Annotated in this window: 23 protein-coding genes and 1 tRNA gene; 10 read left to right on the top strand and 14 right to left on the bottom strand. The window is 70.0% G+C overall.

All coding sequences use genetic code 11. From position 1 onward, the window contains the following. Positions 1 to 232: 232 nt before the first annotated feature. Both ACYVD5_RS16680 and ACYVD5_RS16675 read left to right on the top strand, forming a co-directional pair. Positions 233 to 1,735, top strand: coding sequence for a DUF2201 family putative metallopeptidase (locus ACYVD5_RS16680; protein WP_461001967.1), 1,503 nt, complete (start codon positions 233 to 235; stop codon positions 1,733 to 1,735). Positions 1,736 to 1,758: 23 nt separating this feature from the next. Beyond that, on the top strand, positions 1,759 to 3,768 hold the full coding sequence (locus ACYVD5_RS16675; protein ID WP_461001966.1) for an ATP-binding protein: 2,010 nt from the start codon (positions 1,759 to 1,761) through the stop codon (positions 3,766 to 3,768). Positions 3,769 to 3,795: 27 nt separating this feature from the next. On the opposite strand, the gene ACYVD5_RS16670 is transcribed toward ACYVD5_RS16675, so the two are convergent. Then, entirely contained in the window at positions 3,796 to 4,734 is a 939-nt protein-coding gene (locus ACYVD5_RS16670) for an SDR family oxidoreductase (RefSeq protein WP_461001965.1), read from the bottom strand. Between the two features lie 225 nt (positions 4,735 to 4,959). Between ACYVD5_RS16670 and ACYVD5_RS16665 the strand changes: the two genes are divergently transcribed. Next, complete coding sequence (locus ACYVD5_RS16665; RefSeq protein WP_461001964.1) at positions 4,960 to 6,831, top strand: PhoX family protein; 1,872 nt, start codon at positions 4,960 to 4,962, stop codon at positions 6,829 to 6,831. Positions 6,832 to 6,982: 151 nt separating this feature from the next. Here ACYVD5_RS16665 and ACYVD5_RS16660 read toward each other — a convergent pair whose 3' ends face one another. Together ACYVD5_RS16660 and ACYVD5_RS16655 are read right to left on the bottom strand one after the other, a co-directional pair. Then, complete coding sequence (locus ACYVD5_RS16660) at positions 6,983 to 7,123, bottom strand: hypothetical protein (protein WP_461001963.1); 141 nt, start codon at positions 7,121 to 7,123, stop codon at positions 6,983 to 6,985. 44 nt (positions 7,124 to 7,167) lie between these two features. Continuing rightward, positions 7,168 to 7,659 carry a MarR family winged helix-turn-helix transcriptional regulator gene (locus tag ACYVD5_RS16655; protein WP_461001962.1) on the bottom strand — a complete coding sequence of 164 codons (492 nt, stop codon included), beginning with the start codon at positions 7,657 to 7,659 and terminating at the stop codon, positions 7,168 to 7,170. Positions 7,660 to 7,764: 105 nt separating this feature from the next. On the opposite strand from ACYVD5_RS16655, the gene ACYVD5_RS16650 reads away from it, so the two are divergent. Then, entirely contained in the window at positions 7,765 to 8,790 is a 1,026-nt protein-coding gene (locus ACYVD5_RS16650) for a zinc-binding dehydrogenase (protein WP_461001961.1), read from the top strand. 22 nt (positions 8,791 to 8,812) lie between these two features. On the opposite strand, the gene ACYVD5_RS16645 is transcribed toward ACYVD5_RS16650, so the two are convergent. Beyond that, positions 8,813 to 9,376 (bottom strand): GyrI-like domain-containing protein, encoded by a 564-nt coding sequence (locus ACYVD5_RS16645; RefSeq protein ID WP_461001960.1) that lies wholly within the window; start codon positions 9,374 to 9,376, stop codon positions 8,813 to 8,815. Between the two features lie 441 nt (positions 9,377 to 9,817). Here ACYVD5_RS16645 and ACYVD5_RS16640 point away from each other — a divergent pair, with 441 nt between their 5' ends. Then, positions 9,818 to 10,414, top strand: a complete 597-nt coding sequence (locus tag ACYVD5_RS16640) for a DUF4870 domain-containing protein (protein WP_461001959.1) — start codon at positions 9,818 to 9,820, stop codon at positions 10,412 to 10,414. 114 nt (positions 10,415 to 10,528) lie between these two features. On the opposite strand, the gene ACYVD5_RS16635 is transcribed toward ACYVD5_RS16640, so the two are convergent. Then, positions 10,529 to 11,131, bottom strand: coding sequence for a hypothetical protein (locus ACYVD5_RS16635; RefSeq protein ID WP_461001958.1), 603 nt, complete (start codon positions 11,129 to 11,131; stop codon positions 10,529 to 10,531). A gap of 343 nt (positions 11,132 to 11,474) precedes the next feature. On the opposite strand from ACYVD5_RS16635, the gene ACYVD5_RS16630 reads away from it, so the two are divergent. Together ACYVD5_RS16630 and ACYVD5_RS16625 are read left to right on the top strand one after the other, a co-directional pair. Then, positions 11,475 to 12,002, top strand: a complete 528-nt coding sequence (locus tag ACYVD5_RS16630; RefSeq protein ID WP_461001957.1) for a peptidylprolyl isomerase — start codon at positions 11,475 to 11,477, stop codon at positions 12,000 to 12,002. Between the two features lie 14 nt (positions 12,003 to 12,016). After that, positions 12,017 to 12,895 carry a rhomboid family intramembrane serine protease gene (locus tag ACYVD5_RS16625; protein WP_461001956.1) on the top strand — a complete coding sequence of 293 codons (879 nt, stop codon included), beginning with the start codon at positions 12,017 to 12,019 and terminating at the stop codon, positions 12,893 to 12,895. A 319-nt stretch (positions 12,896 to 13,214) separates the two neighbouring features. On the opposite strand, the gene ACYVD5_RS16620 is transcribed toward ACYVD5_RS16625, so the two are convergent. The 8 genes from ACYVD5_RS16620 to ACYVD5_RS16585 all read right to left on the bottom strand — a co-directional run bounded on the left by ACYVD5_RS16620 (position 13,215) and on the right by ACYVD5_RS16585 (position 22,903). After that, positions 13,215 to 13,469, bottom strand: coding sequence for a cell division protein CrgA (locus ACYVD5_RS16620; protein WP_461001955.1), 255 nt, complete (start codon positions 13,467 to 13,469; stop codon positions 13,215 to 13,217). 224 nt (positions 13,470 to 13,693) lie between these two features. Next, complete coding sequence (gene pknB / locus ACYVD5_RS16615; protein ID WP_461001954.1) at positions 13,694 to 15,496, bottom strand: Stk1 family PASTA domain-containing Ser/Thr kinase; 1,803 nt, start codon at positions 15,494 to 15,496, stop codon at positions 13,694 to 13,696. 76 nt (positions 15,497 to 15,572) lie between these two features. After that, the gene (locus tag ACYVD5_RS16610; RefSeq protein WP_461001953.1) at positions 15,573 to 17,084 is read right to left on the bottom strand and encodes a serine/threonine-protein kinase; all 1,512 of its coding nucleotides are present in this window, start codon (positions 17,082 to 17,084) and stop codon (positions 15,573 to 15,575) included. Beyond that, positions 17,081 to 18,517, bottom strand: coding sequence for a peptidoglycan D,D-transpeptidase FtsI family protein (locus ACYVD5_RS16605; RefSeq protein ID WP_461001952.1), 1,437 nt, complete (start codon positions 18,515 to 18,517; stop codon positions 17,081 to 17,083). The genes ACYVD5_RS16610 and ACYVD5_RS16605 overlap by 4 nt, the downstream gene beginning before the upstream one ends. Continuing rightward, positions 18,514 to 19,977 (bottom strand): FtsW/RodA/SpoVE family cell cycle protein, encoded by a 1,464-nt coding sequence (locus tag ACYVD5_RS16600; RefSeq protein WP_461001951.1) that lies wholly within the window; start codon positions 19,975 to 19,977, stop codon positions 18,514 to 18,516. Before ACYVD5_RS16600 ends, ACYVD5_RS16605 begins: the two co-directional genes overlap by 4 nt. Beyond that, positions 19,946 to 21,367, bottom strand: coding sequence for a Stp1/IreP family PP2C-type Ser/Thr phosphatase (locus ACYVD5_RS16595; RefSeq protein WP_461001950.1), 1,422 nt, complete (start codon positions 21,365 to 21,367; stop codon positions 19,946 to 19,948). Before ACYVD5_RS16595 ends, ACYVD5_RS16600 begins: the two co-directional genes overlap by 32 nt. Continuing rightward, the gene (locus tag ACYVD5_RS16590; protein ID WP_461001949.1) at positions 21,364 to 21,855 is read right to left on the bottom strand and encodes an FHA domain-containing protein FhaB/FipA; all 492 of its coding nucleotides are present in this window, start codon (positions 21,853 to 21,855) and stop codon (positions 21,364 to 21,366) included. Before ACYVD5_RS16590 ends, ACYVD5_RS16595 begins: the two co-directional genes overlap by 4 nt. A 286-nt stretch (positions 21,856 to 22,141) precedes the next feature. Next, positions 22,142 to 22,903, bottom strand: a complete 762-nt coding sequence (locus tag ACYVD5_RS16585; RefSeq protein ID WP_461001948.1) for an FhaA domain-containing protein — start codon at positions 22,901 to 22,903, stop codon at positions 22,142 to 22,144. Between the two features lie 299 nt (positions 22,904 to 23,202). Between ACYVD5_RS16585 and ACYVD5_RS16580 the strand changes: the two genes are divergently transcribed. Further along, positions 23,203 to 23,285: transfer RNA gene (locus ACYVD5_RS16580), tRNA-Leu, on the top strand. Positions 23,286 to 23,405: 120 nt separating this feature from the next. On the opposite strand, the gene ACYVD5_RS16575 is transcribed toward ACYVD5_RS16580, so the two are convergent. Then, on the bottom strand, positions 23,406 to 23,942 hold the full coding sequence (locus ACYVD5_RS16575; RefSeq protein ID WP_461001947.1) for an SSI family serine proteinase inhibitor: 537 nt from the start codon (positions 23,940 to 23,942) through the stop codon (positions 23,406 to 23,408). 234 nt (positions 23,943 to 24,176) lie between these two features. Here ACYVD5_RS16575 and ACYVD5_RS16570 point away from each other — a divergent pair, with 234 nt between their 5' ends. After that, complete coding sequence (locus ACYVD5_RS16570; RefSeq protein WP_461001946.1) at positions 24,177 to 24,509, top strand: rhodanese-like domain-containing protein; 333 nt, start codon at positions 24,177 to 24,179, stop codon at positions 24,507 to 24,509. A gap of 114 nt (positions 24,510 to 24,623) precedes the next feature. Continuing rightward, positions 24,624 to 26,507 carry a PAS domain S-box protein gene (locus tag ACYVD5_RS16565; RefSeq protein ID WP_461001945.1) on the top strand — a complete coding sequence of 628 codons (1,884 nt, stop codon included), beginning with the start codon at positions 24,624 to 24,626 and terminating at the stop codon, positions 26,505 to 26,507. The last annotated feature ends 34 nt before the right edge of the window (positions 26,508 to 26,541 follow it).

Raw genomic sequence — 26,541 nt, 5'->3', positions numbered from 1 at the left:
GAAGCACCTTTCGCATGTCCAGAGGGGTCTGCGGTCACGCCCGCCGTGAAAGCCCGAGGTTAGCGTGCACGGGCAAGGCACGGGACGCGGAACCAGCGGCCCCCACCGCGGATGAGGAGCAGGCAGCCATGACCGACGCATTCGCCGGGTTCAGCGGCGGCGCGGCGGTTCGGCCGCCGGGTGTTCCCGCACATCGGGGGCTCGGGCTCTCCGCGGCCGGACGGGGGCTCCGTTGAGCCCCGGCAGCACCGGAGCCCGCGATATCGCGGACCACCATGCGACCGGGGCCCGGCCGCATCCGGGCACTGCGGCACACCCCAGCGCCGAGGGGCGCAGCTGGAGCGGGCCGCGCCTGTGGGACCTGCGCCGCCTGCGCACGGAGGAGCCCGCCGCCGCGGAGGTGGTCGCTGAGGCCCGCCGGCGCAAGGAGACCGCGCTGCAGGACTTCGGGGTCGGCCAGAGCGCGGTGGCGTCGTGGTTGTACGCCAAGTGCTACCACCACATCCCGACCACTGCGGTGCCCACCGCCGCGGTGGTGGCCACCGGCGACGGTTCCTGCGCCCTGCTGTACAACCCGTACTTCCTGGTGGAGCTGGACCCCGGCGGCGTCCGGTTCGTGCTCTTCCACGAGGCCCGGCACCTGATGCACCGGCATCTCCACGCGGATGAGCACCTGCGGTCCGATCCGCTCTTCGCGCTGGCAGCCGAGGTCGCCATCAACCATGTCGCCCTGCGCCGGTTGAAACGCTCCGGCCTGCCCACTGTTGGCGACGAGCCGGTCGGCGTCGACCCGGGCCTGGTGTACAAGAAGTACCGGAAGGATCTGGCGCACCAAGGGCTGTCCCCGCTGCCGTACGACGAGTTCAGCCGCACCGACCTCACCGTGTACAGCGAACTCCGCCGCATGGCGGCCCCGGCCAATGAGGCGGTGCCCGGCTACTGCGTGCACCTGGAGGACGGTTCCGGGAGCGGCGCCGGCGACGGCGTCCCGCTGGACTCGGAAACCGTGGAGTGGCTGGGCGGCGAGGTCTTGCGCGAGTCGGTACAGGCCGCGCTGCGCGGCAACCCCACGGCCCGCGGTGAACTGCTGGACCTTGCCGATCGCACAACCGACGGCGGCGAACGGCTCGCCCGGATGTGGGGCACCCTCGGGCTGGACCGGCTGCGCGGAACCACCCCGAAGACCCGCCGCGTCGACTGGTGGCAGCGCTGGTTGGCCGACGTGCTCGCCTCGAAGCTGGACGAAAGCGAACGGCTGGTCTACCCGAAGAAACACGGCGCGATCATGCTGGCGCTGGGCCATGACCCGATGCTGTCCCGGTGCGGACCGGAGCGGACAAAGGTGGTGCTCATCGCGTTCGACACCTCGGGATCGATGCCCGACTCCGTGGTCGAGTGGCTGACCACGCTGGTGGGGCGGACCGACGGGGTCGAGACCCACTGGCTCGCCTTCGACGGCGAGGTGGCGCCGTTCGTGCCGGGGGACGGGGTGGTCGGCGGCGGCGGAACCGACTTCCAGAACGTGGTCGACTACGCCGAGGGGCGGCTTGAGGTGAACGGCCGGCTGCTCGCGGCCGATCCCGACGCGATCATCATGGTCACCGACGGGCACGCGCCCGCCGTCACCCCGGCTGAGCCCGACCGCTGGATCTGGCTGATCACCGACAACGGCGACGACTGGCCGGAACGGCACCATCCCCCGATGGCCTGCCATCGGGTCGCACCCGGACGATGACCGCAACCGAAGAGAGGACCCCCGTGTCCGTTGGGGAAGCGCCCGCAGCGAACCAGGAGACCGCCCCCGGGGCAGAGACCCGGCCCCCATCCCCGGCAGGCGGGGGCCGGCAGTGGAAACCGACCGCCACCTACCCGGACCCGCCGGCGGAGGGCCCCGGCGCGAAGCTGGAGCGGTTCATCGACGCGATGGTCGCCACCGGCCAGACCGGGCAGATCTTCGGCGAGCACGGCATCGGCAAGACGTCGACGTTCGTGTCCTACGTGCCCGCGCGGTTCCCCGGCACCACCCTGGTCACCCTGCCTGCGGCCAACCTCGCCCCCGATGACCTGCTGGTCAACGCCCCGGTGCGGGACGAACACACCGGCGAGCTCATGCTCCGCCAGCTCATCATGCGCCAGCTCGTGCCCGGCAGACCGTTCGTCCTGCTCATCGACGATTCGCTGCAGGCCGGCAGCACGGTGCAGTCGCAGCTCATGCAGATCGCCTGCAACTGGACCCTGGGCGGGCACGACCTGCGTGAACTGGGGTGCATCGGGGTGTTCCTCGCCGACAACGAGTCGCTGGCCGAAACCGGGGTGCGCAGGTCCGACCCGGCGATCCTGGACCGGATGGTGACCATCCGGCTCGGCGTCAACGACACCGCGTGGCGTTGGGCGCTGGCCGCACGGTTCCCCGATTGGGATCTCGGCGGCGTGTTCCGGTTGTGGGCCGCGCTCAGCCCGCAGCTGCGCTACCTGCTCTCGCCGCGCACCCTGCAGCACGTCCTCGACTGCGCTCGCGCGGGGTTCCCCCTGGCCTGGGGGCTTCCGCTGCTGAACGGCAGCCGGATGGCACTGGTCGAGGAGGGCGCGGACGGGAAACCGGGCCGCGACCGCACCGCCGATGTGCTCGACGGCCTCGCCGCGGAGGTCGGTACCGGCAACCCCGCCACCGTGGCCGACCCGGTCCGGCGCATCCTCCGGGCCGCGATGAAGCACCGTTGGGCGGTGCTGCTGCAGGGGCCTCCCGGATGCGGCAAGACCGAGATCACCAAGCAGCTCGCCCGCGAGGAGACCGGCCGCGAACCCGTCTACTTCTCCCTGCCGGTCACCAGTGTCGAAGACCTGTGCGTCCCCGTTCCCACCGCCGAAGGGGCGCTCGACGCCATGCTGGCCGAGTCGCTGCTCGCCCCCGAACCCAAGGTGCTGGTGTGGGACGAGTACAACCGGCCGAAGGACAAGTCGACCTTTGCCAAACTGATGGAGGTCACCCAGGAGTGGACGCTCGCCGGGCGGTCGATCCCCAACCTGCGGGCGCAGGTGGCGCTGCAGAACCCGCCGTACCACCTGGGCCGCAAACTGCTGGTCGCCGCCAACAACGTGGCCCAGGCCAGCCGGTTCACGATCAGCTACGAGGTACACCCCGAGGACATCCCGGCCAACGAGTGGCTGATCTCCACCTACGGCGAGACCGCCGAAACGATCCTGGAGTGGTGGAAGAACGACATCGACGACGAAGGGCGCGATTGGGTCACCAAACGCACCCTGGAGCGGCTGATCAAGTTGCATGAGCAGGGCGACGTGCCGCTGCAGTCGGCGCTGATGTACCTGGGTGACGGCGAGTACGCCCCGGTCCCGCTCTCCGAACTGGAGGCCCGGCTGGCGGAGCGGCCCACGATCGGCCTGACCGAGCTTGCCGCGAACCGCGCCGCATGGGAGGCGCGGCTGGCCGCCGCGACCGAGACATCCGAGGAGGGCACCAACGACACCGACCTGGTCCACCAGGTGCTCTCCAACGCCGAGGTCTCGCAGCTGGAGCGGCATCTCGACGTGGTGGCGCGGCTGCTGCCGCACCTGCCGCCCAAGCTGCGAGCCACCTACCTGGTCGGCCAGACCGCGGAGCGGCAGAACTTCTGGCTGACCGCGCTGGCCCGCATGGCCGAACTGGCGCAACCGGACCAACCAGACCAACCGGACCAACCAGACCAACCGGCGGAAACGGCCCCGTCGGCTGACCCGGCCGAACCGGCCGGGTCCGGGCAGCACCGGTAGCGTTCTGTTGCCAGGCCACCGAGTAGCTCAGCGATACCCCGCGCAGTCGGCCGGTTTGCCCGCCCACTCGACTTCGGCGATGTAGCGCCAGGCGTCGGGGCGTGATCCGTCGGTGTCGGTGAAACCGTAGATTCCGGCCAAGCCGCCGCTGGAGACCGTCTGGCCCGCCCAGCGGGCGCGGCCGGGATCGGCGGCCAGGGCGGCCACCGCCCGTCCGACGTAGGCGGGGCTCTCGGAGATGCAGAAGTGCGGCTGGTCCTTGATCGCGTCGCGCCAGGTGGCCTCGGTGACCCCGAAGGCGTCCAGCATCATCTCCGAGCGCAGCCACCCGGGTGTCAGCGCGATGGCGGTGCCCTCGGTGGGCGCCATCTCCTCGGCTTGGGCCAGTGCCATGCGCTGCACCGAGACCTTCGCCAAGTCATAGAAGCAGCCGACGGAGGAGCGGTACGCGGCGTTGGCCTCGGCGGTGCCGTCGGTCATCTCCACAACCAGGCCGCCGGGCGCACGGTTGAGCAGGGGCAGTGCGTAGTGGCTCGTGATGAGGTGGGTGTCGACACCCAGCCGCAGTTGCCGCAGGCCCTGCTCCAGGGAGTGCTCCCACAGCCGTTTGCCGAACACGGTGTAGATGTCGCCGCCCCAGATGTCGTTGATCAGGATGTCCAGGCGGCCCTGCTCAGTGTCGATGCGCTCGATCAGGAGCCGCACCTGGTCGGGATCGAGGTGGTCGACCGGTATCGCGATGGCGGTGCCGCCGGCGGCCCGCACGAGCTCGGTGGTCTCCTCGATCGTCTCGGGCCGGTCCATCTCCGAGCGGGCGGCGCGGGTGGTACGGCCGGTGGCATAGACGGTTGCCCCGGCGCGGCCCAGTTCCACCGCGATCGCGCGACCCGCTCCGCGGGTGGCCCCGGCCACCAGGGCCACCTTGCCGCGCAGCGCCTCGCCGTTCGTCTCACCCATCGTTTTCATGTCTCTCCGTGCTCGTCGGACTTGTTGCCGCCGTGCCTGTTGTACGCGCCGTTCCTGGCGTTCTCTGGCAGGAATTCAGCGACGGCCATTCCGGACGGGTCGGTCCGGATGACCGGTGTTCATGTCCGTGTGGCGGCCCGGCCACTTCGGCTCCCTAGCGTTGCGCACGCCCCTCGGCCGCGCTGACCTGCGCGGTCTGCGCACCCCCACGGCTGGAGTCCACTCGTGCAGTACCCGGACAGGATTGAATCGCCGCCGCTTTCCGAGCTTGCCGAGCGCCGGCTGTCGCGCCGGACCGCGATGGCGGGCGGCCTCGCCACCGCCACCGCGGCGTTCTTCGGCACCGCGGCGCCGGCGGCGGCCGATGGCCACGGCAGGCCGGACCACGCGGGAGGCCATGGCCGAGGCAAGCGGCTGCTGGGATTCCCCGCGGTCGAACCCGGTGTCGCCGACGAGGTCGCGGTGCCGCCGGGATACAAATACCAGGTGCTTTACCCCTGGGGCCACCCGATCGTGCCCTCCGGCCCCGCGTTCGCCGAGGACGCCGGCAACAGCGCCGCCGACCAGGCCCAGCAGGCGGGCGACCACCACGACGGCATGTGGTTCTTCCCGATCCGGGGCCACCACCACGGGCTGCTTTGCATCAACCACGAGGCCACGACCGAGCGGCTGCTGCACACCGACGGCGAGGCCGACTGGTCGCCGGAGAAGACCGCGAAGTCGATGGCCGCGCACGGCGTCTCGGTCATCGAGGTCGAGCAGGAGCGCGACGGCCGGTGGCACCTGGTCGAGTCGCGGTTCGCCCGCCGGTTGACCATGACCACCCCGGCCGAGATCACCGGCCCGGCGGCCGGCCACGAGCTGATGCGCACCAACGCCGACCCCGACGGCGTGCGCGTGCTGGGCACGCTGAACAACTGCGCCAGCGGCCCCACGACGTGGGACACCTACCTGACCTGCGAAGAGACCACCAACAAGTACTTCTACCCCGGCGAGCAGCCGCCGGAGGCCGGCTCGGCCGCGGAGCGCTACGGCATCGGCTCGGAGAGTCCGTACCCGTGGTACACCACCGAGGACCGGTTCGACATGACGGTGGAGCCGAACGAGTTCAACCGGTTCGGCTGGGTGGTCGAAGTCGACCCCTTCGACCCGGAATCAACGCCGAAGAAGCGGACGGCCCTGGGCCGGATGGAGCACGAGAACGCGGTCGTCGTTCGCGGCAGGCACGGCGAGGCCGTGGTCTACATGGGAGACGACAGCCAGTTCGACCACTTCTACAAGTTCGTGGGCGCGGAGCCGATCCACAAGGCGCGCAGGCAGGGGCGCAGCCCGCTCGACGAGGGGACGCTGTACGTCGCCAAGTTCGAGGAGGACGGCGCAGGCAAGTGGCTGCCGCTGGTCCACGGCGAGCCGGGCCTGACCGAGGCGGACGGCTTTGCCGACCAGGCCGAGGTGCTCATCCATACGCGCCTGGCGGCCGACGCGGTGGGAGCCACGCCGATGGACCGGCCCGAGTGGTGCACCGTGCAGCCGCACACAGGGGCGGTGTTCTTCACCTGCACGAACAACACGGCCCGCACCGAGACGGTGAACCCCGCGAACCCGCGGCTGGAGAACCGCTACGGGCACATCATGAAGATCGACGAACACCGCAACCCCAGTGCGGAGAAGTTCGACTGGGATGTCTTCCTGCTCGCCGGCGACGAGGCCAGCGGCGCCACCGTGCAACCGGACCAGGCGTTCGGATCGCCGGACGGGCTGTGGTTCGACGGCGACGGGCGGCTGTGGATCCAGACCGACGGCACCCAGCCGCAGGTCGACGGCGCCGACCAGAACAACCAGATGCTGGCGGCCGACACCCGCAGGGGTGACATCCGCCGGTTCCTGGTCGGCCCGCCGGACTGCGAGATCACCGGGATCACCTCGACCCCGGACGGCAGGTCGCTGTTCGTGAACATCCAGCACCCGGGCGACTCCGGTACGCCGGAGAGCCCGCGCAAGAGTTCCAGTTGGCCCGACCACAGCGAGACCGGCCGCCCCAGGTCGGCGACCATCGTCATCACCAGGGAGGACGGCGGCGTGGTCGGGGGCCCCTGATGCGCTGATTGCGCTGCGGCCCCGAACGCCGCGCCCCGGAGCCGTGCGGCGCCGCCCGATCGGGTGGCGGCGGTGCGGCTCCGGGGCTTGCGCATTGCCGTCGCCTGCACCGGCACCGGTCATCGAGGCGTGACCGGTGCCGGCCGGCGGGTTACTTGGCGCGCGGGGTCGCCGGGACGGGGCGGGTGCGGATGCCGGAGCGGGGAGGTTCGGCGTGGATCCGCGGGCGGGGGCGCAGGGAGGCGCGCGAGCACATCCGGCACGGGCAGCAGTGGTGCGGTGCGTTCGTCATGCTGCTGATTATCGCCGGTGGCACCGACAAAAACCTGAGTACGGCTACTCGGATCCGCCGCCTGTGCGCTGGCCGTGTTCCCCTTTCCGGGCGGCCGGATCCGGCCGGTCGCCGAGCGCTTGGGCCAGGAGTTCGCGCAGCCGGGTCCGATCGGTTTCGTCCAGCTCGGCGAGGAGCCGGTCCTCGGCTGCAGCGACCCGGTGCCCGCCCTGCTGTGCGGTCTCGCGGCCGTCCGGGGTCAGGGTGAGCAGGTAGGCGCGCCGATCGTCGGGACTGCGCCGCCGTTCGACCAGGCCGTGCTGGTCGAGGGCGTCGACCAGGCCGACGATGGTGGTCCGGTCGATGCCCAGGCGCTGCCCCATTTCCTGTTGGGTCATCGGGCCTTCCGCTGCGAGTAGGGCGAGTGCGGCCTGATGCTTGACGTTGATGCCGAGAGGCTCCAGTTCGCCCGCCTCGTGGTCGAGGGCCCGCAAGTAGAGCTTCCCGAGGAGGAAGCTGAACCTGTTGAGCAGTGAGGGAGGGAACTCGCCGGTCATGGCGCAACCGTAGCAGCGGTGCCGATTAGACCTTCTGCTGATTATCAGTATTACTGTTATAGTTTCCTTCGGATACCGGCGAAGTCCGACGAATCGGAGGAAGCCATGCAGGCGGTACAGGCCACACGCTTCGGCGGCCCCGAGGTCCTGAAGGTCTGCGATGTGCCGGAACCCGTGGCAGGAGCGGGTGAAGTGGTGGTCGAGTCGGCCGCAGCCGACGTCCTCACGCTCGACGCCCTCGTGCGGAGCGGAGCGCCCGGACCGTGGCACGTGCGGCCGCCCTACATTCCGGGCAGGGGCGTAGCCGGACACGTGGTTTCGGTGGGGCCAGAAGTCGACCCCGGCCTGCTCGGCCGGCGAGTTGCAGCCAAGCCCGGCCGCGCCGTCGCCGGCGCCGGGTTCGGCAGCGTCGCTGAGGCCGCCCGGAGCGCGCCGCCGACCGGCGGCTACGCCGAGCGTGTCGTCACCCCCGCCGAGAACCTGCTGGATGTACCCGCCAACCTGACCTTGCGCGCGGCGGCGGCCCTGGTCAACGACGGAATGACCGCCATGCTGCTCTCGCGGGCGACCCGTCCCCAACCTGGGGAAACCGTATTGGTGGCGCCGGCCGGCGGCGGACTGGGCAGCCTGCTCGTCCAGTGCGCCCGCGCCGCGGGCGCCACCGTGATCGCCGCGGCCCGCGGTCGGCACAAGCTGGACCTCGCCCGCCGACTCGGCGCCGACCGCGCCTTCGACTACTCGGCCGGCGACTGGACCGAACAGGTCCGCGCGGCGACCGGCGGCGCCGGTGCCGACGTCGTACTGGACGGGGTCGGCGGGCCGATCGGCGCCGCCTCATTCGGTGCCGCCGCACACGGCGCCCGCTTCGTTGCGTTCGGCGCCGCCGGTGGCGGGTTCACCCGGATCGACGGCCAGGATGCACAGCGGCAGCAGGTCACCGTCATGGGACTGCCGGACATGCCGATGGTCCCCGGAGACGAGACGCGGCTTGCCGCCGCTGCGCTGGCCGAGGCTTCCGCCGACCGGATCGCGCCCACTATCGGGCAGGTGTTCGCGCTGGGCGACGCCGCCGCAGCCCACCGCGCCGTCGAGGAGCGCGCCGTGGTCGGCAAGACGCTGCTGCTGCCCTAAAACCCCGGCGCAGCCTGCACGGCTACCGGCGCCCGCCGCCGACCGGCCGGCTGCGGCCGTCCGGACGGAGGTCGGGCGCAGCCGCCGGCTCGGCGGTGCAGACCAGGTAGGCGAGCTCGACCGAGCACTCGTCCTTGGGGGTTTGCACCGGGTCGCTCAGGTAGAACTCGAACCGGCCGCCCCACACCCGGTTGTCGCCCTCGCCGCGGTCCACCCACGCCAGCCCGTGTTCGGCCGCCCAGCCCTGCAACCGGGTGTGGGCGCCGTCGATGCGCTCGGGATCGCCCGTGTGCACCAGGGTCGCGTAGGCGCCGGCGGGCACCGACCCGGCAACCACACGGCCCTCGCCCGCCACCGCGGTGCCGACCGGGGCGCCCACCTCGATGATGTGTTCGCGATCGCCGCCGCCGATCACCCAGTAGCGGAAAAACGGCGGGCCGGACGCAGCGAGGTCCTTGCTGCGCAGCCAGTCCCGCACCTCGGTGACCAGCGCGGCCGCCTTGCTCCACTCCCGCGGAGTCACCTTGGCCGGGATGGCGACGTAGGGTTGTTCCGCGCGCACCTCTTGTTTGGGTCCGCTGGCCATTGACTCCTCCAGAGTTCCACTCGCCGGCGACCGCGGCTGCCTGCACCGTTCTGCGCTGCCAACTCTCCCTGTTCGCCGTGCCGATCGCCCGTAGGCGCACGGCGTGGCGGGCCGACCGGCCGCTGCCTGGCCGGGATCCGGCGGTCGGGAAAAGCGGTTGCCCGGATCACAGGCGTGGGTGCGAACCGGCGCATAGTCTGGAAAACGGACCGAAGTTCTGCTGGTACCCCGAACCAGGGAAGCTTCAGGGGCTTCCCCCATACCGTGCGGCTTGCGGGCCGCCCATGATGGGGGATGGGAAGAACCCGCGGCCGCCCACGGCGGCGGCCCAGCGTCGAGGAGTTGAGGGTGGCCGTGTACGAACCGCCGTCTCCACCGCCCGCAGGCGGAGGGTCGGGGCCAGTCCCGGAACGCCGCCGTACCGGCGGTGGCGAACTCCGGTTGACCCATGCCGACCGCGACGCCGCGGCCGAAACCTTGCGCGAGGCCTACGCCTCGGGGCAGCTGGACGAGAGCGAGTTCGACGAGCGGCTCGGGCTCGCCATCAACGCCAAGTTCCCCTCCGAACTGGAGCCGCTGCTCACCGATCTGGTGCGCGCCGGCCAGAGCGCTCCCGATTCCGGCCCGCGCGTTACCGGCGCCACCCCGGCCGCTTCCGAGAACGCGCCGGGAGCCGACCGGCTCCTGGCCGGGATCGGTCATGCTTCCGGGTACGTCTCCTCATTTGTCGGCCCCCTGGTGCTGCTGCTGGCCAGCAGGCAGGCGTCGCCGTTCGTGCGCCGGCACATCACCGAGGCACTGAACTTCCAGGTCACCGTGGCGGTGGGCACGATCGCGGCGATGGGGCTGAGCTTTCTGATCCTGCCGCTCATCGCCTGGGGTTTCATGATGCTCGGCTGGCTGTTCCTGCCCGCGGTGGCCGGGCTCACCGCGCTGTTGGGCGGCAACATGCGCTATCCGCTGACCTGGCGGCCGGTGCGCGCGGAACAGGTCGGCGACCAGCAGGCGCCCGGCAAGTCCCGCGGCGGCGGCAAGTAGGCAACCGGCAAGCAGGCGGTCGCCAATAGCCGGCAGGCGGTGCCGGACGGCACCGGCCCCGCCGGTGCCGCGGCGGGGCCGGAGGCCGTGCGTGTCGGGGCTCGCCCCGTTCGGTTACTGGGTCACGCGGCCGTTGAGGTCGCTGGCGGCCTGCTTGGCTCCCGCGGCAGCGGTGTCCTTGGCCTCTTCGGCGTCGTCCTTGAGCTGCGCACCGGTGCCGGTCACCCGCTCTGCGGCGTCCTTGGCCTTGGCGGCGAGCTGATCGCGGGTCTCGCGGACCTGGTCGCGGGCTTGGTCGAGGTTCTGCTGCCATTCGGCGTCCTGGGCGGCCCGGCGCAGTCTGATGACGCCGTAGACCGCGGCCGCGCCGGCAACGGCGACTCCGGCGAAGACGAGGCCGCGGGGGACACTGCGGCCGGACCCGCGCCCCAGGATCCCGCGGCGCTTGGGCTTCTTGTAGGGCTCCACGCGCTGGGCCGCGTCGCTGAGGAGGCCGGCCACGCGCGGCGCAACGGTGTCCTCGACGCGGTGCGCCGCGGTCTCCAACCGGGGAGCGGTCCACCCGCGCGCCTCAAGCAGGCGCTGGGCGGCGAGCATCCGCGCTTGGTCGGCGTAGGGACCGAATCGTGCGGACTGTCCGCGTGCGAGTTCCTGCAGTCGGGCCAATGCCGCCTCAGCCTCGAAGCCGCCCTCGTGGCGCTTCAGCGTTCTGGGCACGGTGACCTCCTTTGCTTTTACGTTCCTGGTGCCCCTGCCCGCTGGGCAGCGACGTATGCGGGTGCCATCGGCCACACCGGCCGCCAACCGGGCCGCCGCTGGGCGTTTTCGGCGTTATCCACGTGTTATCACCAACATACTCGGCATTCGCCCGGCGTCCTCCGATTCGACACGCATCGGCCGGAGGTGGTCCCGGCATCCACCTGTTGTGCGCGCCGCCGGGTGCCGCCGTGCGGCGATCGGCCCACGGATACGCGCGATCGGGCCTGTGCGCGGGGACGCAGCCGGGCCGCTGCGGGTAACGTGGGCGGGGCAAGCGAACACAACGGAAAGGCACACCCAGGTGTCCGAGGTCAACGGTCAGCCCCACGCGCGGCTGAACACCACACAGGGGACGATCGTCGTCAAGCTCTTTGCCGAGCTGGCCCCTGAGACGGTCGAGAACTTCATCGGCCTCGCCGAGGGATCGAAGCAGTGGATCGACCCCACCACCGGCAAACCGAGCAACGAGCCGCTGTACAACGGCACGATCTTCCACCGGGTCATCGACGGGTTCATGCTCCAGGGCGGCGACCCGCTGGGCAACGGCCGCGGCGGTCCCGGGTACAAGTTCCGCGACGAGTTCCACCCTTCCTTGAAGTTCGACCGCCCCTACCTGCTGGCGATGGCCAACGCGGGTCCCGACACCAACGGTTCCCAGTTCTTCATCACGGTGGGCAGCCCTTCCTGGCTGACCGGCAAGCACACCATCTTCGGTGAGGTCGTCTCGGGCACCGAGGTCGTCGACCAGATCTCCAAGGTCGACACGAACGAGCAGGACCGCCCGGCGAAGGACATCACCATCTCCTCCGTCGAGATCGAGCGTTCCTAGGCGGCCCCGCTCCCATGGACTCCTCCCCCGCCGAAGGCGCCGAATCCGGCGCTGCGGCAGTTCCCACGTGCTACCGGCACCGCGACCGCGAGACCTACCTGCGGTGTTCCCGGTGCGACCGCTCGATCTGCCCTGACTGCATCCGCGAGGCCCCCGTTGGCCAGCACTGCCCGCAGTGCGTCTCCGAGGGCAACCGGACCATGCGGGCTTCGCGCACCGTCTTCGGCGGTCGGGTCGCCGCGCGGCCCGTCGTCACCTGGGTTCTGCTGGCGGCGATGGGGGCGGGGTTCGTGGCCCAACTCGCCGATCCGCGGCTGGCGGGTGCCTTTGGCATGTCGGGCGAAATGGCCGCGTACGCCGGGCAGTGGTACCGGCTGATCACCGCCGCGTTCCTGCACGGCGGCGTGATGCACCTGCTCTTCAACGCTTTGGCGCTGTACATCCTTGGCCAGCAGGTCGAAACCGTGCTGGGCCACGCGCGCTATGTGGCGCTGTGGGTGCTCAGCGCCCTCGGCGGGTCGGTGCTGAGCCTGCTGCTGGCGCGCGAGGAGCTGTCGGTCGGCGCGTCGGGCGCCATTTTCGGGCTGTTCGGCGCGGTCTTCGTGATCGGCCGCAGGCTGCAGCTCGACACCCGGTTCGTGGTCGGCCTGCTGGCGGTCAACCTGCTGATCACGTTCGTGGTGCCCAACATTTCCTGGACCGGGCACATCGGCGGGTTGGCCACCGGGCTGCTGCTGGCCGCCGTATACGCCTACCTGCCGCCGGGTTCGACGGCTGCGGGCGCGGCCGGCCAGCGGAGCCGCACGCTTGTGCACTGGTCGGCCACCGCCGGTGTGGCGGTGCTGCTGGCGGTCGTGGCGGCAGCGGGCGCTGTGCTGCTCTTCCCGAGCTGAATCGGCGGTACGGCGCCATCCGGCGTATCATTCGGCGCATTCCGCGGGATCGATGGAGCAGCGCGCGCCCGCTCGCCCGGGCCGCCCGCCACCCTTGGCGCGGCCTTTTGCTGCAGACCGGCCGTCGTCCGGCAAGCCATCAGGCCGTATAACCCGTACAACCTGCCGTTGCCGTTGCCGCCGAACGCAGCGGGCCCTGGCCGCGGGCATGCGGAATCCAGCTACCCACAGCTTGTGGATAACTCTGTGGACAGCGGTCGCGCCGCTTGTGGAGTGTTCAGTAAAAACAGGCCGTGGCCTGCGAGGACGCGCCGGGGCGTCAGTGCCAGCGCGTACCCAGGATGAGGGCCATGATGATGCCGCCGAACCCGATGGCCAGGTTCCAGTTCCCCAGATCACTCATGTACGGGATCATCGAGCCGGCGATGTAGTACACCGCAATCCACAAGACGCCGAGCACCATGAGAGTGACCAGTGTCGGCAGCACCCAACGCGGACTGACCTTCGGCTTGGCCGAGGAGGGCGGAGGCGTGTAAACGGCCTTCTTCTTGCGATCGTTGCGGGACTTGGGCACGGTCGCTGCTCCAAAAACGAATCGGCCGGAACTGACGATGAACGGGTGCCTGCGCTCCCAGTCTAGCCCCAACAGTGTGCATCCGGGACGCCCGAAGCGGCCGAGTCCTGCACTACCGACTTGCCGACCTGCGCAAAAGCCCCGCTGACCGGGGACGGGACGGACTTGCCGACCGGTCCCCGGCCGAAAGTGCGGATTGGCAGACCGCCAGGTGCGCCGAGGCGCTACTCCTCGCCGTTGCCGTTACCGGGGTTCCACGGCAGTTCGGTGGGCCACCCCGGAGGAGGCTGGTCACCGGTGTTGCCGTCTTCGGGGGTTTCCGGAAGATCGGTGGTCGGCGGGGTCTCGGGTTCCTCGGGCTCCGTGGCGATGAACACGGTGACCGAACTGCCCGGATCGACCTCCGTGCCGGCGCCGGGGTCCTGGCGCACCACCCGCCCCGGCTCGACGTCCTCGCTGGCCTCCTCCTGGAAGCTGGGCGTGAGACCGAGGTCGCTCAGTGTGCTCTCGGCCTCGTCCTGGGTCTGGTTGCTCAGGTCGGGCACGGCGACCTGTTCGGGACCGGTGGAAATGACCAGGTCGATCCGGCTGCCGGGGTCGGCGGACTGCCCGCCGGGCGGACTCGTGCGGATCACCTGGCCCTCGTCATAGGACGCCGAGGCCTCTTCGCTCGTGTCGCCGACTTCGAACCCTTCGTCCTGCAGCATCTGGGTCGCGGTTTCGCGGTCCTGGCCGACGACATCGGGAATCTGCTGGGCCCCGGGACCGCTCGAGACCCGCAGCGTGATGTCGCTGCCGGGGCTGCGCTCCTGGCCGGCCGGCGGATCGGTGCCGATCGCGTTTCCTTCCGCGATGTCGTCGTGGTTCTCCTCCTCGACCGACACGTTGGTGAACCCTTGCTCGGACAGCGTGTTCTGGGCCTCGGACTGTTCCATCCCCTGGACCTTGGGAATGGAGATGCTTTCGGCGGTGGGCTGGTTGAACAGCCACACGGCAAAGCCCAGTGCCGCCAGTACGGCGACGGCCAGCACGATCCACAGGGCGGTGCGCCGCCCCTTGCCTTGGTCGCGGTCGTCGTAGTAATCGTCGTCGTCATAGTCGTCGCGGCCGCGGTTGTCGACCGGAGGCAGCGCGGTCGTCGATCCCGCGGGGGCGGGGGCCATGGCCATGGTGCTCGCCTCAGTGGGCATGCCCTGCAGACCGCGCTGGATGTCCTGGCGCATCTCCTCGGCGGTCTGGTAGCGGTCCTCGCGGTCCTTGGTCATCGCACGCAGCACGACCTGCTCCACCCAGGCGGGGACCTCGGGGTCGACCTGCGAGGGCGGCACCGGGTCTTCGCGCACGTGCTGGTAGGCGATGGAGACCGGGGAGTCGCCGGTGAACGGCGGGCCGCCGGTGAGCAGCTCGTAGAGGACACAGCCGGTGGAGTAGATGTCGCTTCGCGCGTCGACCCGCTCGCCGCGTGCCTGCTCCGGAGAGAGGTACTGGGCGGTACCGATGACCTGGGAGGCCTGGGTCATGGTGGCCTGGTTGTCGTTCATCGCGCGGGCGATGCCGAAGTCCATCACCTTGACCTCGGCCGCACGGGTCAGCATGACGTTGGCCGGCTTGATGTCGCGGTGCACAATGCCGTTCTGGTGGCTGTACTCCAGCGCGCGCAGAATGCCCTCGGTGACCTCGGCGCAGCGCTCCGGCAGCAACCGCCGGTCGTCGTCGAGCAGCTCCTTAAGCGTGCGGCCGTCGACGTACTCCATGATGATGAACGGGATCGCCAGGCCGTCGACCATGTCCTCGCCGGTGTCGAACACGGCGATGATCGAGGAATGGTTCAGCGATGCCGCCGACTGGGCCTCGCGCCGGAACCTCTCCTGGAACGTGTGGTCGCGGGCGAGATCGTGGCGGAGTGTCTTGACTGCCACCATCCGGTCCAGCCGCAGATCACGGGCGCGGTAGACCTCGGCCATACCGCCTCGCCCGATGACCTGATCGAGCTCGTAGCGGCCGCCGAGTAGCCGTGGCTGTGACATGTCGTGAACTGTTCCTCGTTATCTGCGCGGTACTCCGCGTCGCCGGGAGCGTATCGGATGGTCGGGTCGTCTGCGGTTAGCCGGCCTCCGGATCCGTGCCGGTGCTGTCTCCGGCGCCCCCGCCATCGTCCTCGGGGCCTCCGGTTTCTTCGGGAGGCGGGACGTTTCCGCCGCCATCGGGGGGAGACTCTCCGGTGTCCGGGGGATCCATTGACGAACCTCCATCGGCGGGCGCGCTCGGCGGGGGAGATTCGGTCGAACCGCTGGGTGCGGACTCGTATTCGGGGAGGTCGTTCTCAGTCGGAACGTAGTCGTCGGTGTCGGTATCGGTGTCGGTATCGCCGGTCTCCGACGGCGACGGGGACGGTGGCGGCTCGGCTGAGCCGCTCTGCGACGGGGTCGGCTCCATGTTGCCCACGTTGTTGCCTTCGGACTCGGGCGTACCGAACTCCCGCCCGGCCCAGACCACCCCGAACACCAGGATGACCGTTGCCGCCACTGCAGCAAGTACGAGCGGCAGGGTGGTCCGGCGCCTCGGCCCGGTGGCCGCGCCAAGACTATCGGACCCGCCTGCGCCGTTCCGCTGCGGCTGCGCGCCGGTCGGGGCTCCGCCCGCGACGGGCGTGAACTCATCGGGCGAGGCGGAAACGGCCGTGGCGCCGGCGACCATGGTGCGCGCCGGGTCGGGCAGGTCCATGGCGGTGGTGGCGCCGCCCACCGCAGCGCCCATATCGTTGCGCAACCGCTGGGCGAGCGCCGCGACCTCGCCGGCCGAGCCGGGGCGGTCGCCGGGCGCTTTCTCCAGCAACTGTTCAACCAGCGCGGCGGTCTGCTGCGGAACGGAACCGGGCAGCGGCGGTGGCGGCTCGCGCGTGTGGGCCAGGGCCAGGGCAAGCGGTGTGTCGGCGGTGAACGGCGGCTGGCCGGCCAGGCACTCGTAGGCCACCACGCCCAGCGCGTAGATGTCGGAGGCAAAGGTCGCCGGGCGGCCCGAAGCCTGCTCCGGCGAAATGTACTGGGCCGTGCCCATGACCATGCCGGTCTGGGTGAGGGTCACCGACTCGTTGCCGCGGGCGATCCCGAAGTCGGTCAGCTTGACCGTGCCGTCATCGGTGACCAGCAGGTTTCCCGGCTTGATGTCGCGGTGCACGACACCGCGGGCGTGCGCCGCCGCCAGCGCGGCCGCGGCCTGGCCGGCGATGTCGAGCGTGACACTGGGCTCCAGGCCGTCGTTGCGGCGCAAAATCGACGACAGCGGCTCGCCCGGCACGAGTTCCATGATGAGGAACGCGCGGCCGCCCTGCTCGCCGTAGTCGTAGACCTGGGCGATGCCGGGGTGCGACAGCCCCGCAGTGATGCGGCCTTCGGTGCGGAACCGCTCGCGCGAGGTGGGCTCGGCCATCTGCGCGGGGTGCAGCAGTTTGACGGCGACCTCGCGGTTGAGCAGGGTGTCGTCGGCGCGCCAGACGCTGCCCATACCCCCGGAGCCGATCTGCTCCTTGAGCTCATAGCGACCGCTGAGGACCGTGCCCGCCAGGACGTCCTCAGAGCCGGAGGCCCCGGGGGCGCCCGCGTCGTTCTCGCTCACTCGTTGATCACAGCTTCCATCATGTCCTTCGCGATGGGGGCCGCAAGTGTGCCGCCGCTTCCGCCGCCGTGCTCGACGACGACCGCGACGGCGACTTGGGGGTCCTCCGCAGGTGCGAAGGAGATGAACCAGTTGTGGGTGGGACCGCTGGCGGTCTCGGCGGTGCCGGTCTTGCCGGCGACGTGCATACCGGGGATGGCGCCACCGGGTCCGGAGGCTTGGTCGCCCTCGGTGACACCGATCATCATCTCGGTCAGGTCCTCGGCGGTGCTGGAACTGATCGCATTGGAGTAGACCTCCGGCTGGGCGGCCTGGACTTCCTCAAGGTTGGAGTTCTGCACGGAGTCGATCAGGTAGGGCTTCATGACGTCGCCATCGTTGGCCACGCCGGCGGCGACCATGGCCATCTGCAGCGGGGTTGCCTCGATGGTGCCCTGGCCGATTCCGTTACGGCCCAGGATATTGGGATCGCTCTCCAGCGGTACCGAACTTTCCGTGACCGAGAGCGGGATCTCCATCTCGCCCTGGTTGAAGCCGAACGCTTCGGCCTGCTCCTGCAGCTTCTGGCCGCCGAGTTCGATCGCCCAGTTGGCCATCGAGGTGTTGCAGGACATCTCGATCGAGTGGGCCAGCGTGGCCTGGCCGCCGCTGCACGGGGTATGCGAGTAGTTCCAAAGCGGCTGACCCAGGTCGAGCTTTGCCGGCGCCTCCATCGTGGACTCCGGGGTGGCGCCGTCCTCGATCGCGGTGGCCGCAGTGATGACCTTGAATGTCGAGCCGGGCGGGTAGACCTGGTTGAGCCCGCGGTTGAGCAGCGGCTGCTGTTCGTCGGCCTCCAGGTCCGTCCAGTTCTCGGCGGCCTCGGTGGTCTCGGTGACACTGGCGACACTGCTGGGGTCGTAGGTGGGGTTGGAGTAGGAGGCCAGCACGGCGCCGGTCTTGGGGTTGAGGGCAACGGCCGCGCCGTTCTTGCCCAGGGCCTCCAGCCCGTCCATGGCCGCCTGCTGCGCGCCCGAGTTCAGCGTGAGGTACACATCGGCGCCCTTGGGCTCCGCGCCGGTGAGCATGTCGCGGAAGTTGTTCACCGCCAGCAGCTCGTTGGAGCCGTCCAGGTACGAGTTGCGCGCCCGTTCGATGCCGGTCGCCGAACCCGCGCGAAACGCGCCCATGACGGGTGCGTACAGCCGGCCGTTCTCGTACTTGCGCTGGAACTGCTCGCTGTCGCCGCCCACCGGCTCGGAGTAGGCGACCTCCTCGCTGCCTACGAGGATGGAGCCGCGGTGCTGATTGAGGCTCTCCAAGAACTGGCGGCTGTTGTAAGGGTGCTCGCGCAGACTCTCGGCCTGGAACGTCTGGAGCCAGGAAATGTTGAGCAGCAGCACCCCGAACAGGGCCAGCGCGAACAGTGCGAGGCGGCGGATTGGCTTGTTCATCGGGAAATCACCTGGGTCGCGCCTTCGTCTTGGATTGCCTGCGGCGCAGGCTTGCGTGCGTTATTGCTCATCCGCATGAGCAGCGCGAGCATGACCCAGCTCGAAAGCAGGGCCGAACCGCCCTTGGCGACGAAGGGGATGGTCGCACCGGTCATCGGGATCACCCGGGTGACCCCGCCGATGACGACGAAAGTCTGGAACGCCAGCAGGAAGGAGACCCCCGAGGCGAACATCTTGATGAAGAGTTCCTTGGAGGCCAGCGCGATACGCATGCCGCGCTGCACCAGCAGGGCCAGCGCCAGCAGCATGACCATGCAGCCGGCCAGCCCCAGCTCCTCACCGAAGGCCATGAAGATGAAGTCGTTCTGCACCTCGGGGACGAAGCCCGGCTTGCCGCCGCCCAGGCCGGTTCCGGTCATGCCGCCCTCGGCCAGCGCGAACAGGCCCTGGACGAGCTGCTGGCTGTTGCCCGCGGTATTGCAGAAGGAATCGGGGTTGGCCATCGCCTCGTCGGTGCAGTACACGTCCGGGCGGAAGGCGTCGAGCCAGGTGACCAGGCGCACCCGGAAGTGCGAGACGAACGGGTAGATGGCCAAGCAGGCGCCGAAGAACGCGGTGAGGCCGATCACGATCCAGTTGCCGCGGGCGGTGGCGACATAGATCATCGCCAGGAAGGTGCCGAACAGCATCAGCGCGGTGCCCAGGTCGTTCATCAGGATGACCAGCACGACGATGCAGAAGCCCCACATCGCGGCCATAGGGGCGAGGTCGCGCGCGCGGGGCAAGTCCAGCACCTTCAGCGGACCGATCTTGATCTGGCGCGATGCCAGCGCGAGCACGTCGCGCTTGGTGACCATGTAGCCGGCCAGGAAGATGACCAGCGCGATCTTGGCGAACTCCGAGGGCTGCAGGCTGGTCCCGATGTAGATCCACTGCCGGGCGCCGTTGATCGTCCGGCCCAGTCCCGGGATCAGCGGAAGCAGCAGCAGCACCACCGCGCCCAGCGCCATGATGTAGGGGTAGCGCTGCAGGATGCGCGGTTCCTTGAGGAAGAAGACGATGCCCGCAAAGACCGCCATGCTGGCCGCGGTGAGTATGAGCTGGTTCATCGCGCTGCCGGTCTCGGTATCGCCCGTGGCCTCGTAAAGGCGCCACAGCATGGCGATGCCCATGCCGTTGAGCAGCGTGGCCAGCGGCAGCAGCAGCGGGTCGGACCACGGCGCGAAGAACCGGATGAAGAAGTGCGCGAGTACGGCGAGTCCGCCGAACAGGAAACCGTAGACGAACAGGCTGGGCGGCATCTCACCGTTGCGGGTGAGGCCGGCCTCGATCATCCCGAAGAGCGTGATCCCGACCGCGAACAGCGTCATGACGAGTTCGGCATTGCGCCGCTTGACCGGCGGCAGCTGCGTGGAGGCCTCGGTCACCTCACTCCCCTCCTGTCGGGTTCTCGGCGGCATTGCCGCCACCCTGGTCCCCGCTCGGCTGGGTGGCCTCGCCGTTCTGCCCTTGGCCCTGCTGGCCGGATTGGCCCTGGCCGGACTGGCCGGAGCCGTCCGATTCGAGCCCGCAGGACTGGGGGTCGGCGGCGCAGGAGTCGGCCATCTCGCGGAGCTCGGTGATGCGGCCGTCGGCGTCGCCGCGGTTGTCGAGGGGGATGGTGTCGTTGACGGCCTTGCGCTGGGTCTCGGGCAGGCCGTCGAGGGGGATGTCGGTGTTCTGGATCTGCTCGGCCAGGTCGTAGCCTGCGACGTCGGTGCTCAGTCCCTGGTAGACGGCGACCGTGGAGCCGTCCTCGGAGGGGGCGATGAAGTACTGGTTGCTCAGGTACTGCGAGCCGAAGTAGAAACCCGCCGCGGCGATGGCGGCCACGATGACCACGAAGGTCAGCACCATCGGCCACCAGCGGCGGGTACCCGGTTCGGGTTCGGGGTCGGGGCCGGCCCCCGCCGGGGCGCTGCGCGCGTCGTCGGCCGGGATGCGCGCCATTTCGGCGGTGTCGCCCGAAGAGCGGTTCAGCCCTTGGGCGCGGCCGGCCGGGGTATCGGGGGTCATGACCGGTTCGCGGCGCTGGTCGGCCGCGCCGACGACCGACGGCACCTGTGTGGGCCCGTTGGGGTCGGTGGCGGTGTCGATCACGTCGGCGACCACGGCGGTGATGTTGTCGGGCCCGCCGCCCCGGTTGGCGAGGTCGATCAGCCTGCGGGCGACGGCGTCGGGGTGCGGTTCGGACGCCAGGGTCTCGCCGATGGTGTCGGTGCTGACCACGCCGGACAGGCCGTCGGAGCACAGCAGGTAGCGGTCGCCCACCCTGGCCTCGCTGATGGAGACGTCGGGGTCGACCTGGCTGCGGCCGTCGAGCGCGCGCAGCAGCAGGGACCGCTGGGGGTGGGTGGCGACCTCCTCCTCGGTGATCTTGCCTTCGTCGACGAGGGTCTGCACCAGGGTGTGGTCGTGGGTGATCTGGCCGAACTCTTCGCCCCGCAGGAGGTAGGCGCGGGAGTCGCCTACGTGGATCATGGCGACCCGAGCCCCGGACCAGAGCATGGCCGTTAGGGTGGTTCCCATGTTCTCCAGCCGGGGTTCGTCCTTCACCCGCTGGGCAAGCGTGGAATTGGCGTTCTCGACGGCCTGCTGGAGGGAGTCGACCATCTCGTCGGTGGTTGGTACGTCCTCGTCCAGCGCCTTGAGGGTGGAGACGGCGATGGCGCTGGCGATTTCGCCGCCGGCATGACCGCCCATTCCGTCGGCGACCGCGAGGAGGTACGGGCCGGCGTAGGCGGAGTCTTCGTTGCCTTCGCGGAGGCATCCTACGTCGGAGTACGCCGCGTATCGGAGAGCGATTGTCATTTGCGCAGTTCCAGGACGGTTTTGCCGATGCGGACGGGTTGTCCGACCGAAATGGGCTGGGGGCTGGTCAGGCGCTCCTGGCCAAGGTAGGTGCCGTTCGTCGACCCGAGGTCCTCGACGATCCAGCGGCCCTCGTCGGAGAAGATGCGGGCGTGGCGACCCGAGGCGTAGTCATCGTTGATGACCAGCGTGGCGTCGTTGGCCCGGCCGATGGTGATCGGTTGCGAAGTCAGATTGAGTGTGGTGCCGGCGAGCGGGCCCTTGGTGACGACGAGCGTGCGCGGCTCGTTGCGGCGTCCGCGGGGGGCGCGGGCGGGCCGCTGCGGTGCGGGGGAAGAGCCGCGTTCCTCGGTGCGTTTGCTGCGCTTGGACTTGCTCTTGGCGGGGCCGAGGAGATCGGTGCGGATGACGCCGACCGCCATGATCACGAACAGCCATAGCACGCAGAGGAACGTGATCCTGATCAGCATGAGGGTCAAGTCGGACATTGAACTGCTCTTCAGCCCCTGTCGTGCTCCGGCGTGGTGGCGATCATCGGAGCCGCCACCGCGTCTAGTCGGCGTTGGACCCTAGAGATCGTGGCGGAAAAGCCGTACGAACTCAATGGACGGGGACTCTAGGGCCTCTGCCGGCGATTCGGCCGCCCCGGCGCCTTGCGGTCGCGGCGGCTTGGTTGGTGGAAGTGTCTCCCCCGTCTGCTTGTGACGCGGCGAGAGCGGGTTTGGTTGCGGTGGAAGCGCCTCGGGCGGGGGAACCCGGGACGGCCCAGGCGGTTCAGTCGCGGCGGAAGGTCATTGTTGTGCGGCCCAGGCTGATGCGGGTGCCGTCGACCAGGCGTGCGCGCTTTGCCTGCTCGCCGTTGACGTAGGTGCCGTTGGTCGAGCCGAGGTCGACGAGGACGGCTTCGTCGTCTTCGACCCGGATCTCGGCGTGGTGGCGGGATACACCGTTGTCGACCAGCCGCAGGTGGCAGTCGGTGCCCCGGCCCAGCAGTGTCACCTGCGTGTTCAGCACGAACGACTGCTGCATTCCCTGGCTGGCGACCGATCCCTCGGCGGTGGCTCCGCCCGGGGAGATCAGCAGGCGCGGCTGGCCTTGGACCTCGGCGGCGTTGCGGGGCTGGTCGCTGACCGGTTGCCGGATCTCGCCGCTTTCGACCGTGGAGCCCCGGATGACACCGGAGCGGATGCGGAAGCGTCCGATCTGCAGGTCGGCTTCGGCCTTGAAGTGCACGCGCACCGGGCCGACGAAGGAGTAGCCCTGCTCCGTGGCGTAGTCGCGCGCCAGTTTGGCGAGTTCTTGGCCGATGGTGTCGGCCAGGGCTTCCATCTGTTCGGCGTCCTCGCCGGAGAGCTCCACGACGAAGTCGTTCGGCACCAGGGTGCGGCCCTGGGCGACGATGGCTGCGCGCTCGTCCATCTCCCGTTGAACAGCGCTGGCGATCTCGACCGGCTCGAGTTTCGACTTGAAGGCCCGAGCGAAGGTGCCTTCGATCATGCCTCCAAGCCTGCGCTCGAAGCGTTGGAGCACTCCCACGAGGTACCTCCCTTACTCCACTCCGGATGTAATGACGATCGTAACCGGGTCATCGCCCCCTTGGACTCACACGCGCCCTCCCGCACGCGATCGGGCAAGGGCTGTAGTCCGGTGCGCCCTTGCGGAGCGGAGCCCGCCTGCGGGCACCTTTGGCGGAGTGGAAAAGCGTGCACGACCCATGCGCAGACCGTGCTAGCCTGGTCTGTGTCGCCAGGCGGAGGCAAACACGGGGTTCATCCCGCATCTGCGAACACCTGGCAAACCCACTGTATAGGTGTGCAACCATATAAGTGTCACTCGGGCGGGTGGCGGAACGGTAGACGCGCACGGTTCAGGTCCGTGTGTCCGAAAGGATGTGAGGGTTCAAATCCCTCCTCGCCCACACTGCGGGATCGGGTTCACCCCGGTTTCCCCGGAAAATCGAGCACGGGCCCTGTCGCTTGCGGCAGGGCCCGTTTTCTGTTGCCATCGCGACATTCGCCGCCGGTGGGAATCAGGGGCCTCAGGGCGCCAAGACCGCGCCCAGGTCTTCGTAGCGCTGCATCTCGCAGCCGCCGGACTTGGTGAACTCGGTGTCGATAGGGGTGTCGCCGACATGGCCCTTGACCCGGGCCACCTGCGGTCCGCCGTAGATGAAAGTGCACGGGCGGTCCGCGGGGACCTCCTCGAAGGCCGCGGCGCCCCCGGCTGCGGCGAGATCGGCGCAGGCGGCCTCGGGGTCGGGGTGGTCGCCGCCCGCCGGCCGGCAGGTCAGCTGCCAATGCCGGGGCTGCACCGGCGACGTGCTCGGGGCGGGAGCCGAAGGAGAAGGAGTGGGTTCGGCGGCGCCGCTCTGCTGATCGGCGCCGGCTGCGGTGATGTGGATGGTCAGTACGGTTTCGGCGGTGGAGCCGGTGCCGGAGGACGAGGCGCTCGCACCGGCCGGAGGCGGCTCCGGCGGAGTGCGGACCTGCGACGCACCGCAGCCCGCCACGGCCAGGCCGAGTATGGCGAGCAGGGCGGCCGGCACCGACGCGGCCGCTGGGGTTGGCGTGCGCATACCCTGTTCGACGTGATGGGGCGCCGGACGGTTCCGCCGGTGACACGCGAACCACGCAACGTCACACGCATTCGCCACAGGCGACTCGTCACAGGCAATGAGCCTCGCCTGTCCGCGGGCCCGCTCCGCGTTGCTCCCTTGAGCAGGACCGGCTGCGGGAGGACTCCGGCGCCGCCCGAGGCGGTGTCCGGCCGCGAGCCCGCGCAGGCACGCAGACGCAAGTAAGGGGATTCGGTGTTCGCTGACAGTGTGCCCGTGGTGGAAGTCGGCTCGGTGCCGCCCGACGGCTTCGTGGTGGACGTCCGCGAGGACGACGAGTGGGCTCAGGGCCACGCGCCCGACGCATTGCACATCCCGCTCGGTTCGCTGTCCGAGCGCGCCGCCGAGGTTCCGCGGGACCGGCAGGTCTATGTGGTGTGCCGGGTCGGCGGTCGTTCGGCGCAGGCCGTCCGGGCGCTCAACGAGGCCGGTTGGCAAACGGCCAACGTCGCGGGCGGGATGCAGGCCTGGGCGCTGTCCGGGCGCGAGATGGTCAGCGAGACCGGCGATCGGCCGAATGTGGCCTGACCTGCGCGCCGGTTCGCTGGTGATCGGGTGCCGTTTGGGGCGGGCCGGTGGCCGGATGTCTGCTTTTGGGGAAAGGCGAACCGCGCGGACGGTTGCGGGTGGCACTATGTCGAGGTGGCCCCCGATCACTTCGCACTGAGCGCCGACGCCGTCTTGGCGTACGCCGCTGATGCGATTGTGGCCGTGGACACCGACCTGCGGGTGATGCTGTGGAACCCGGCCGCCGAGCGCATGTTCGGCTGGACGTTCGCCGAGGTCGCCGGCCGCCCCTTGCCGATCGTGCCCGATGAGCTGATGGCCGAGCACCACGCGGTCCTGGAGCGGGTCCGCGCCGGCGAACCGCTCTCGATCATCAGCCGCCGGCTGCGCCGCGACGGCACGGTGGTCGACGTGCGTGTGGACACCAGTTCGCTGTGGGACGGCCAGGGCCGGCTCACCGGCTGGATCGGCGTCTTCCACACCTATGAGGAGATCGATGCCGTCCAGAGCCACATGACCGAGCGCGCCCGGCTTGTGCGCCGGCTGACCGACGTGGTCGCCGACATCAATGCCGACCTCGACCTCGATGCGGTGCTGGACCGCATCGCCCACAGCCTCACCGAGCTCACCGGTGCCGACGCGGGCGGGTTCGCACTGATCGAGGACGACCAGCTGCGGCTGGTGAGCCTGACCCAGCTTTCGGACCACCTGCGCGGCTACCAGGCGCCGCTTGCCTCCAGCCTGTTCGGCGAGCTGCTGCGCAGCGGCAAGACGGTGCTGCTGGCCACCGACGACACCCGCAGCCTGGACGACCTCATCTGGGCCGACCTTGAAGGCCTGCACACCATCGCGCTAGGGGTGTCCAATGTGCAGGGGCGCCCCTACGGCGCGCTGTACGCGCTCTACAGCAGGCGCAGGGTCGGCCACGTCGAGCTCGAACTGCTGGAGTTGCTGGCGGCGCACGCCGGTGTCGCGCTCGGCAACGCCATGGCCTACCGCGAGATCGTGCGCCAGCGGGCCCACGAGCACGCCGTGGTCGACTCCAGCGCCGACGGCATCGCGGTGCTGGGCGCCAGCGGGCTGGTGCGCAAGTGGAACCGCTCGGCTGCCGAGCTGACCGGCTACGCCATGGCCGACGCGGTGGGCCGGCACCCGCCGTTCCCGCTGCCGGCCCGCCAAGGCGAGAACATCCGCCACCGCCTGGACAACGGGCGGTGGCTGGAGATCCTCATCACCGACATTCCCGAGACCGCCGAACGGGTCGTGGATTTCCGCGACATCACCGAGGCCAAGGCGCTGGAGGAGGAGAAGGACCTCTTCCTGGCAACGGCGGGCCACGAGCTGCGCACGCCCATCACCGTTGTGCAGGGTTTCGCGAGCACCCTGGTGCGGCGCTGGGACCAGCTCGACGAGCCCGCCCGCCGCAGCGCCGTCGGCACCATCGCCGAGCGCTCAGGCACCCTCGCCCACCTGGTCGAGAACCTGCTGCTGGGGTCTGATGCCCGCGAGGGCGAGCTGAAAACGGGCGAACACCCCTTCGACCTGGAGCGGTTGCTGCGCGACAGTGCGACCGCCTTCGAACCCTTCTCCGCGCGGCACACGCTGGAGCTGGAGGTTCCCGACCACCTCCCCATGGCGTTGGGCGATCCCACCGCCACCGACGTGATCGTCGGCCAACTGCTGGAGAACGCGTTCAAGTACTCGCCCGAGGGCGGGCGCATCGTGCTGCGCGCCGCCGCCGACGACACCAGCGTCGCGGTGTGCGTGGAGGACGAAGGGATCGGTATTTCGCCGGGCGACGAAGAACGGATCTTCGGCAGGTTCGTGCAGGGCGAGGCCGGCGACCGCCGCAGGTTCGGCGGTATCGGGCTCGGGCTGTACATCGCCCGCCGGCTGGCCCGCGCGCAGGGCGGTGAGGTCACCGCACACGCCAGGGACACCCGTGGCACGCAGATGAGATTCACCTTACATTCGGTCCAGGCCGCCGGCGGCGGGACCGTCGGCATCGCGGACCCATAGCCGATTTGCGCAATAAGGGCGCTCATCGGCCACC

The sequence above is a fragment of the Streptomonospora sediminis genome, assembly GCF_054778995.1.
This window is presented reverse-complemented; position numbering and strand designations above follow the sequence as displayed.

Excerpts from the sequence above, each read along its gene's own strand:
- pknB (WP_461001954.1), bottom strand. The coding sequence starts at position 15,496 with ATGTCACAGCCACGGCTACTCGGCGGCCGCTACGAGCTCGATCAGGTC.
- ACYVD5_RS16605 (WP_461001952.1), bottom strand. The coding sequence starts at position 18,517 with ATGAACAAGCCAATCCGCCGCCTCGCACTGTTCGCGCTGGCCCTGTTC.
- ACYVD5_RS16670 (WP_461001965.1), bottom strand. The coding sequence starts at position 4,734 with ATGAAAACGATGGGTGAGACGAACGGCGAGGCGCTGCGCGGCAAGGTG.
- ACYVD5_RS16655 (WP_461001962.1), bottom strand. The coding sequence starts at position 7,659 with ATGACCGGCGAGTTCCCTCCCTCACTGCTCAACAGGTTCAGCTTCCTC.
- ACYVD5_RS16660 (WP_461001963.1), bottom strand. The coding sequence starts at position 7,123 with ATGACGAACGCACCGCACCACTGCTGCCCGTGCCGGATGTGCTCGCGC.
- ACYVD5_RS16590 (WP_461001949.1), bottom strand. The coding sequence starts at position 21,855 with ATGTCCGACTTGACCCTCATGCTGATCAGGATCACGTTCCTCTGCGTG.
- ACYVD5_RS16575 (WP_461001947.1), bottom strand. The coding sequence starts at position 23,942 with ATGCGCACGCCAACCCCAGCGGCCGCGTCGGTGCCGGCCGCCCTGCTC.
- ACYVD5_RS16595 (WP_461001950.1), bottom strand. The coding sequence starts at position 21,367 with ATGACAATCGCTCTCCGATACGCGGCGTACTCCGACGTAGGATGCCTC.
- ACYVD5_RS16645 (WP_461001960.1), bottom strand. The coding sequence starts at position 9,376 with ATGGCCAGCGGACCCAAACAAGAGGTGCGCGCGGAACAACCCTACGTC.
- ACYVD5_RS16650 (WP_461001961.1), top strand. The coding sequence starts at position 7,765 with ATGCAGGCGGTACAGGCCACACGCTTCGGCGGCCCCGAGGTCCTGAAG.
- ACYVD5_RS16600 (WP_461001951.1), bottom strand. The coding sequence starts at position 19,977 with ATGCCGCCGAGAACCCGACAGGAGGGGAGTGAGGTGACCGAGGCCTCC.
- ACYVD5_RS16625 (WP_461001956.1), top strand. The coding sequence starts at position 12,017 with ATGGACTCCTCCCCCGCCGAAGGCGCCGAATCCGGCGCTGCGGCAGTT.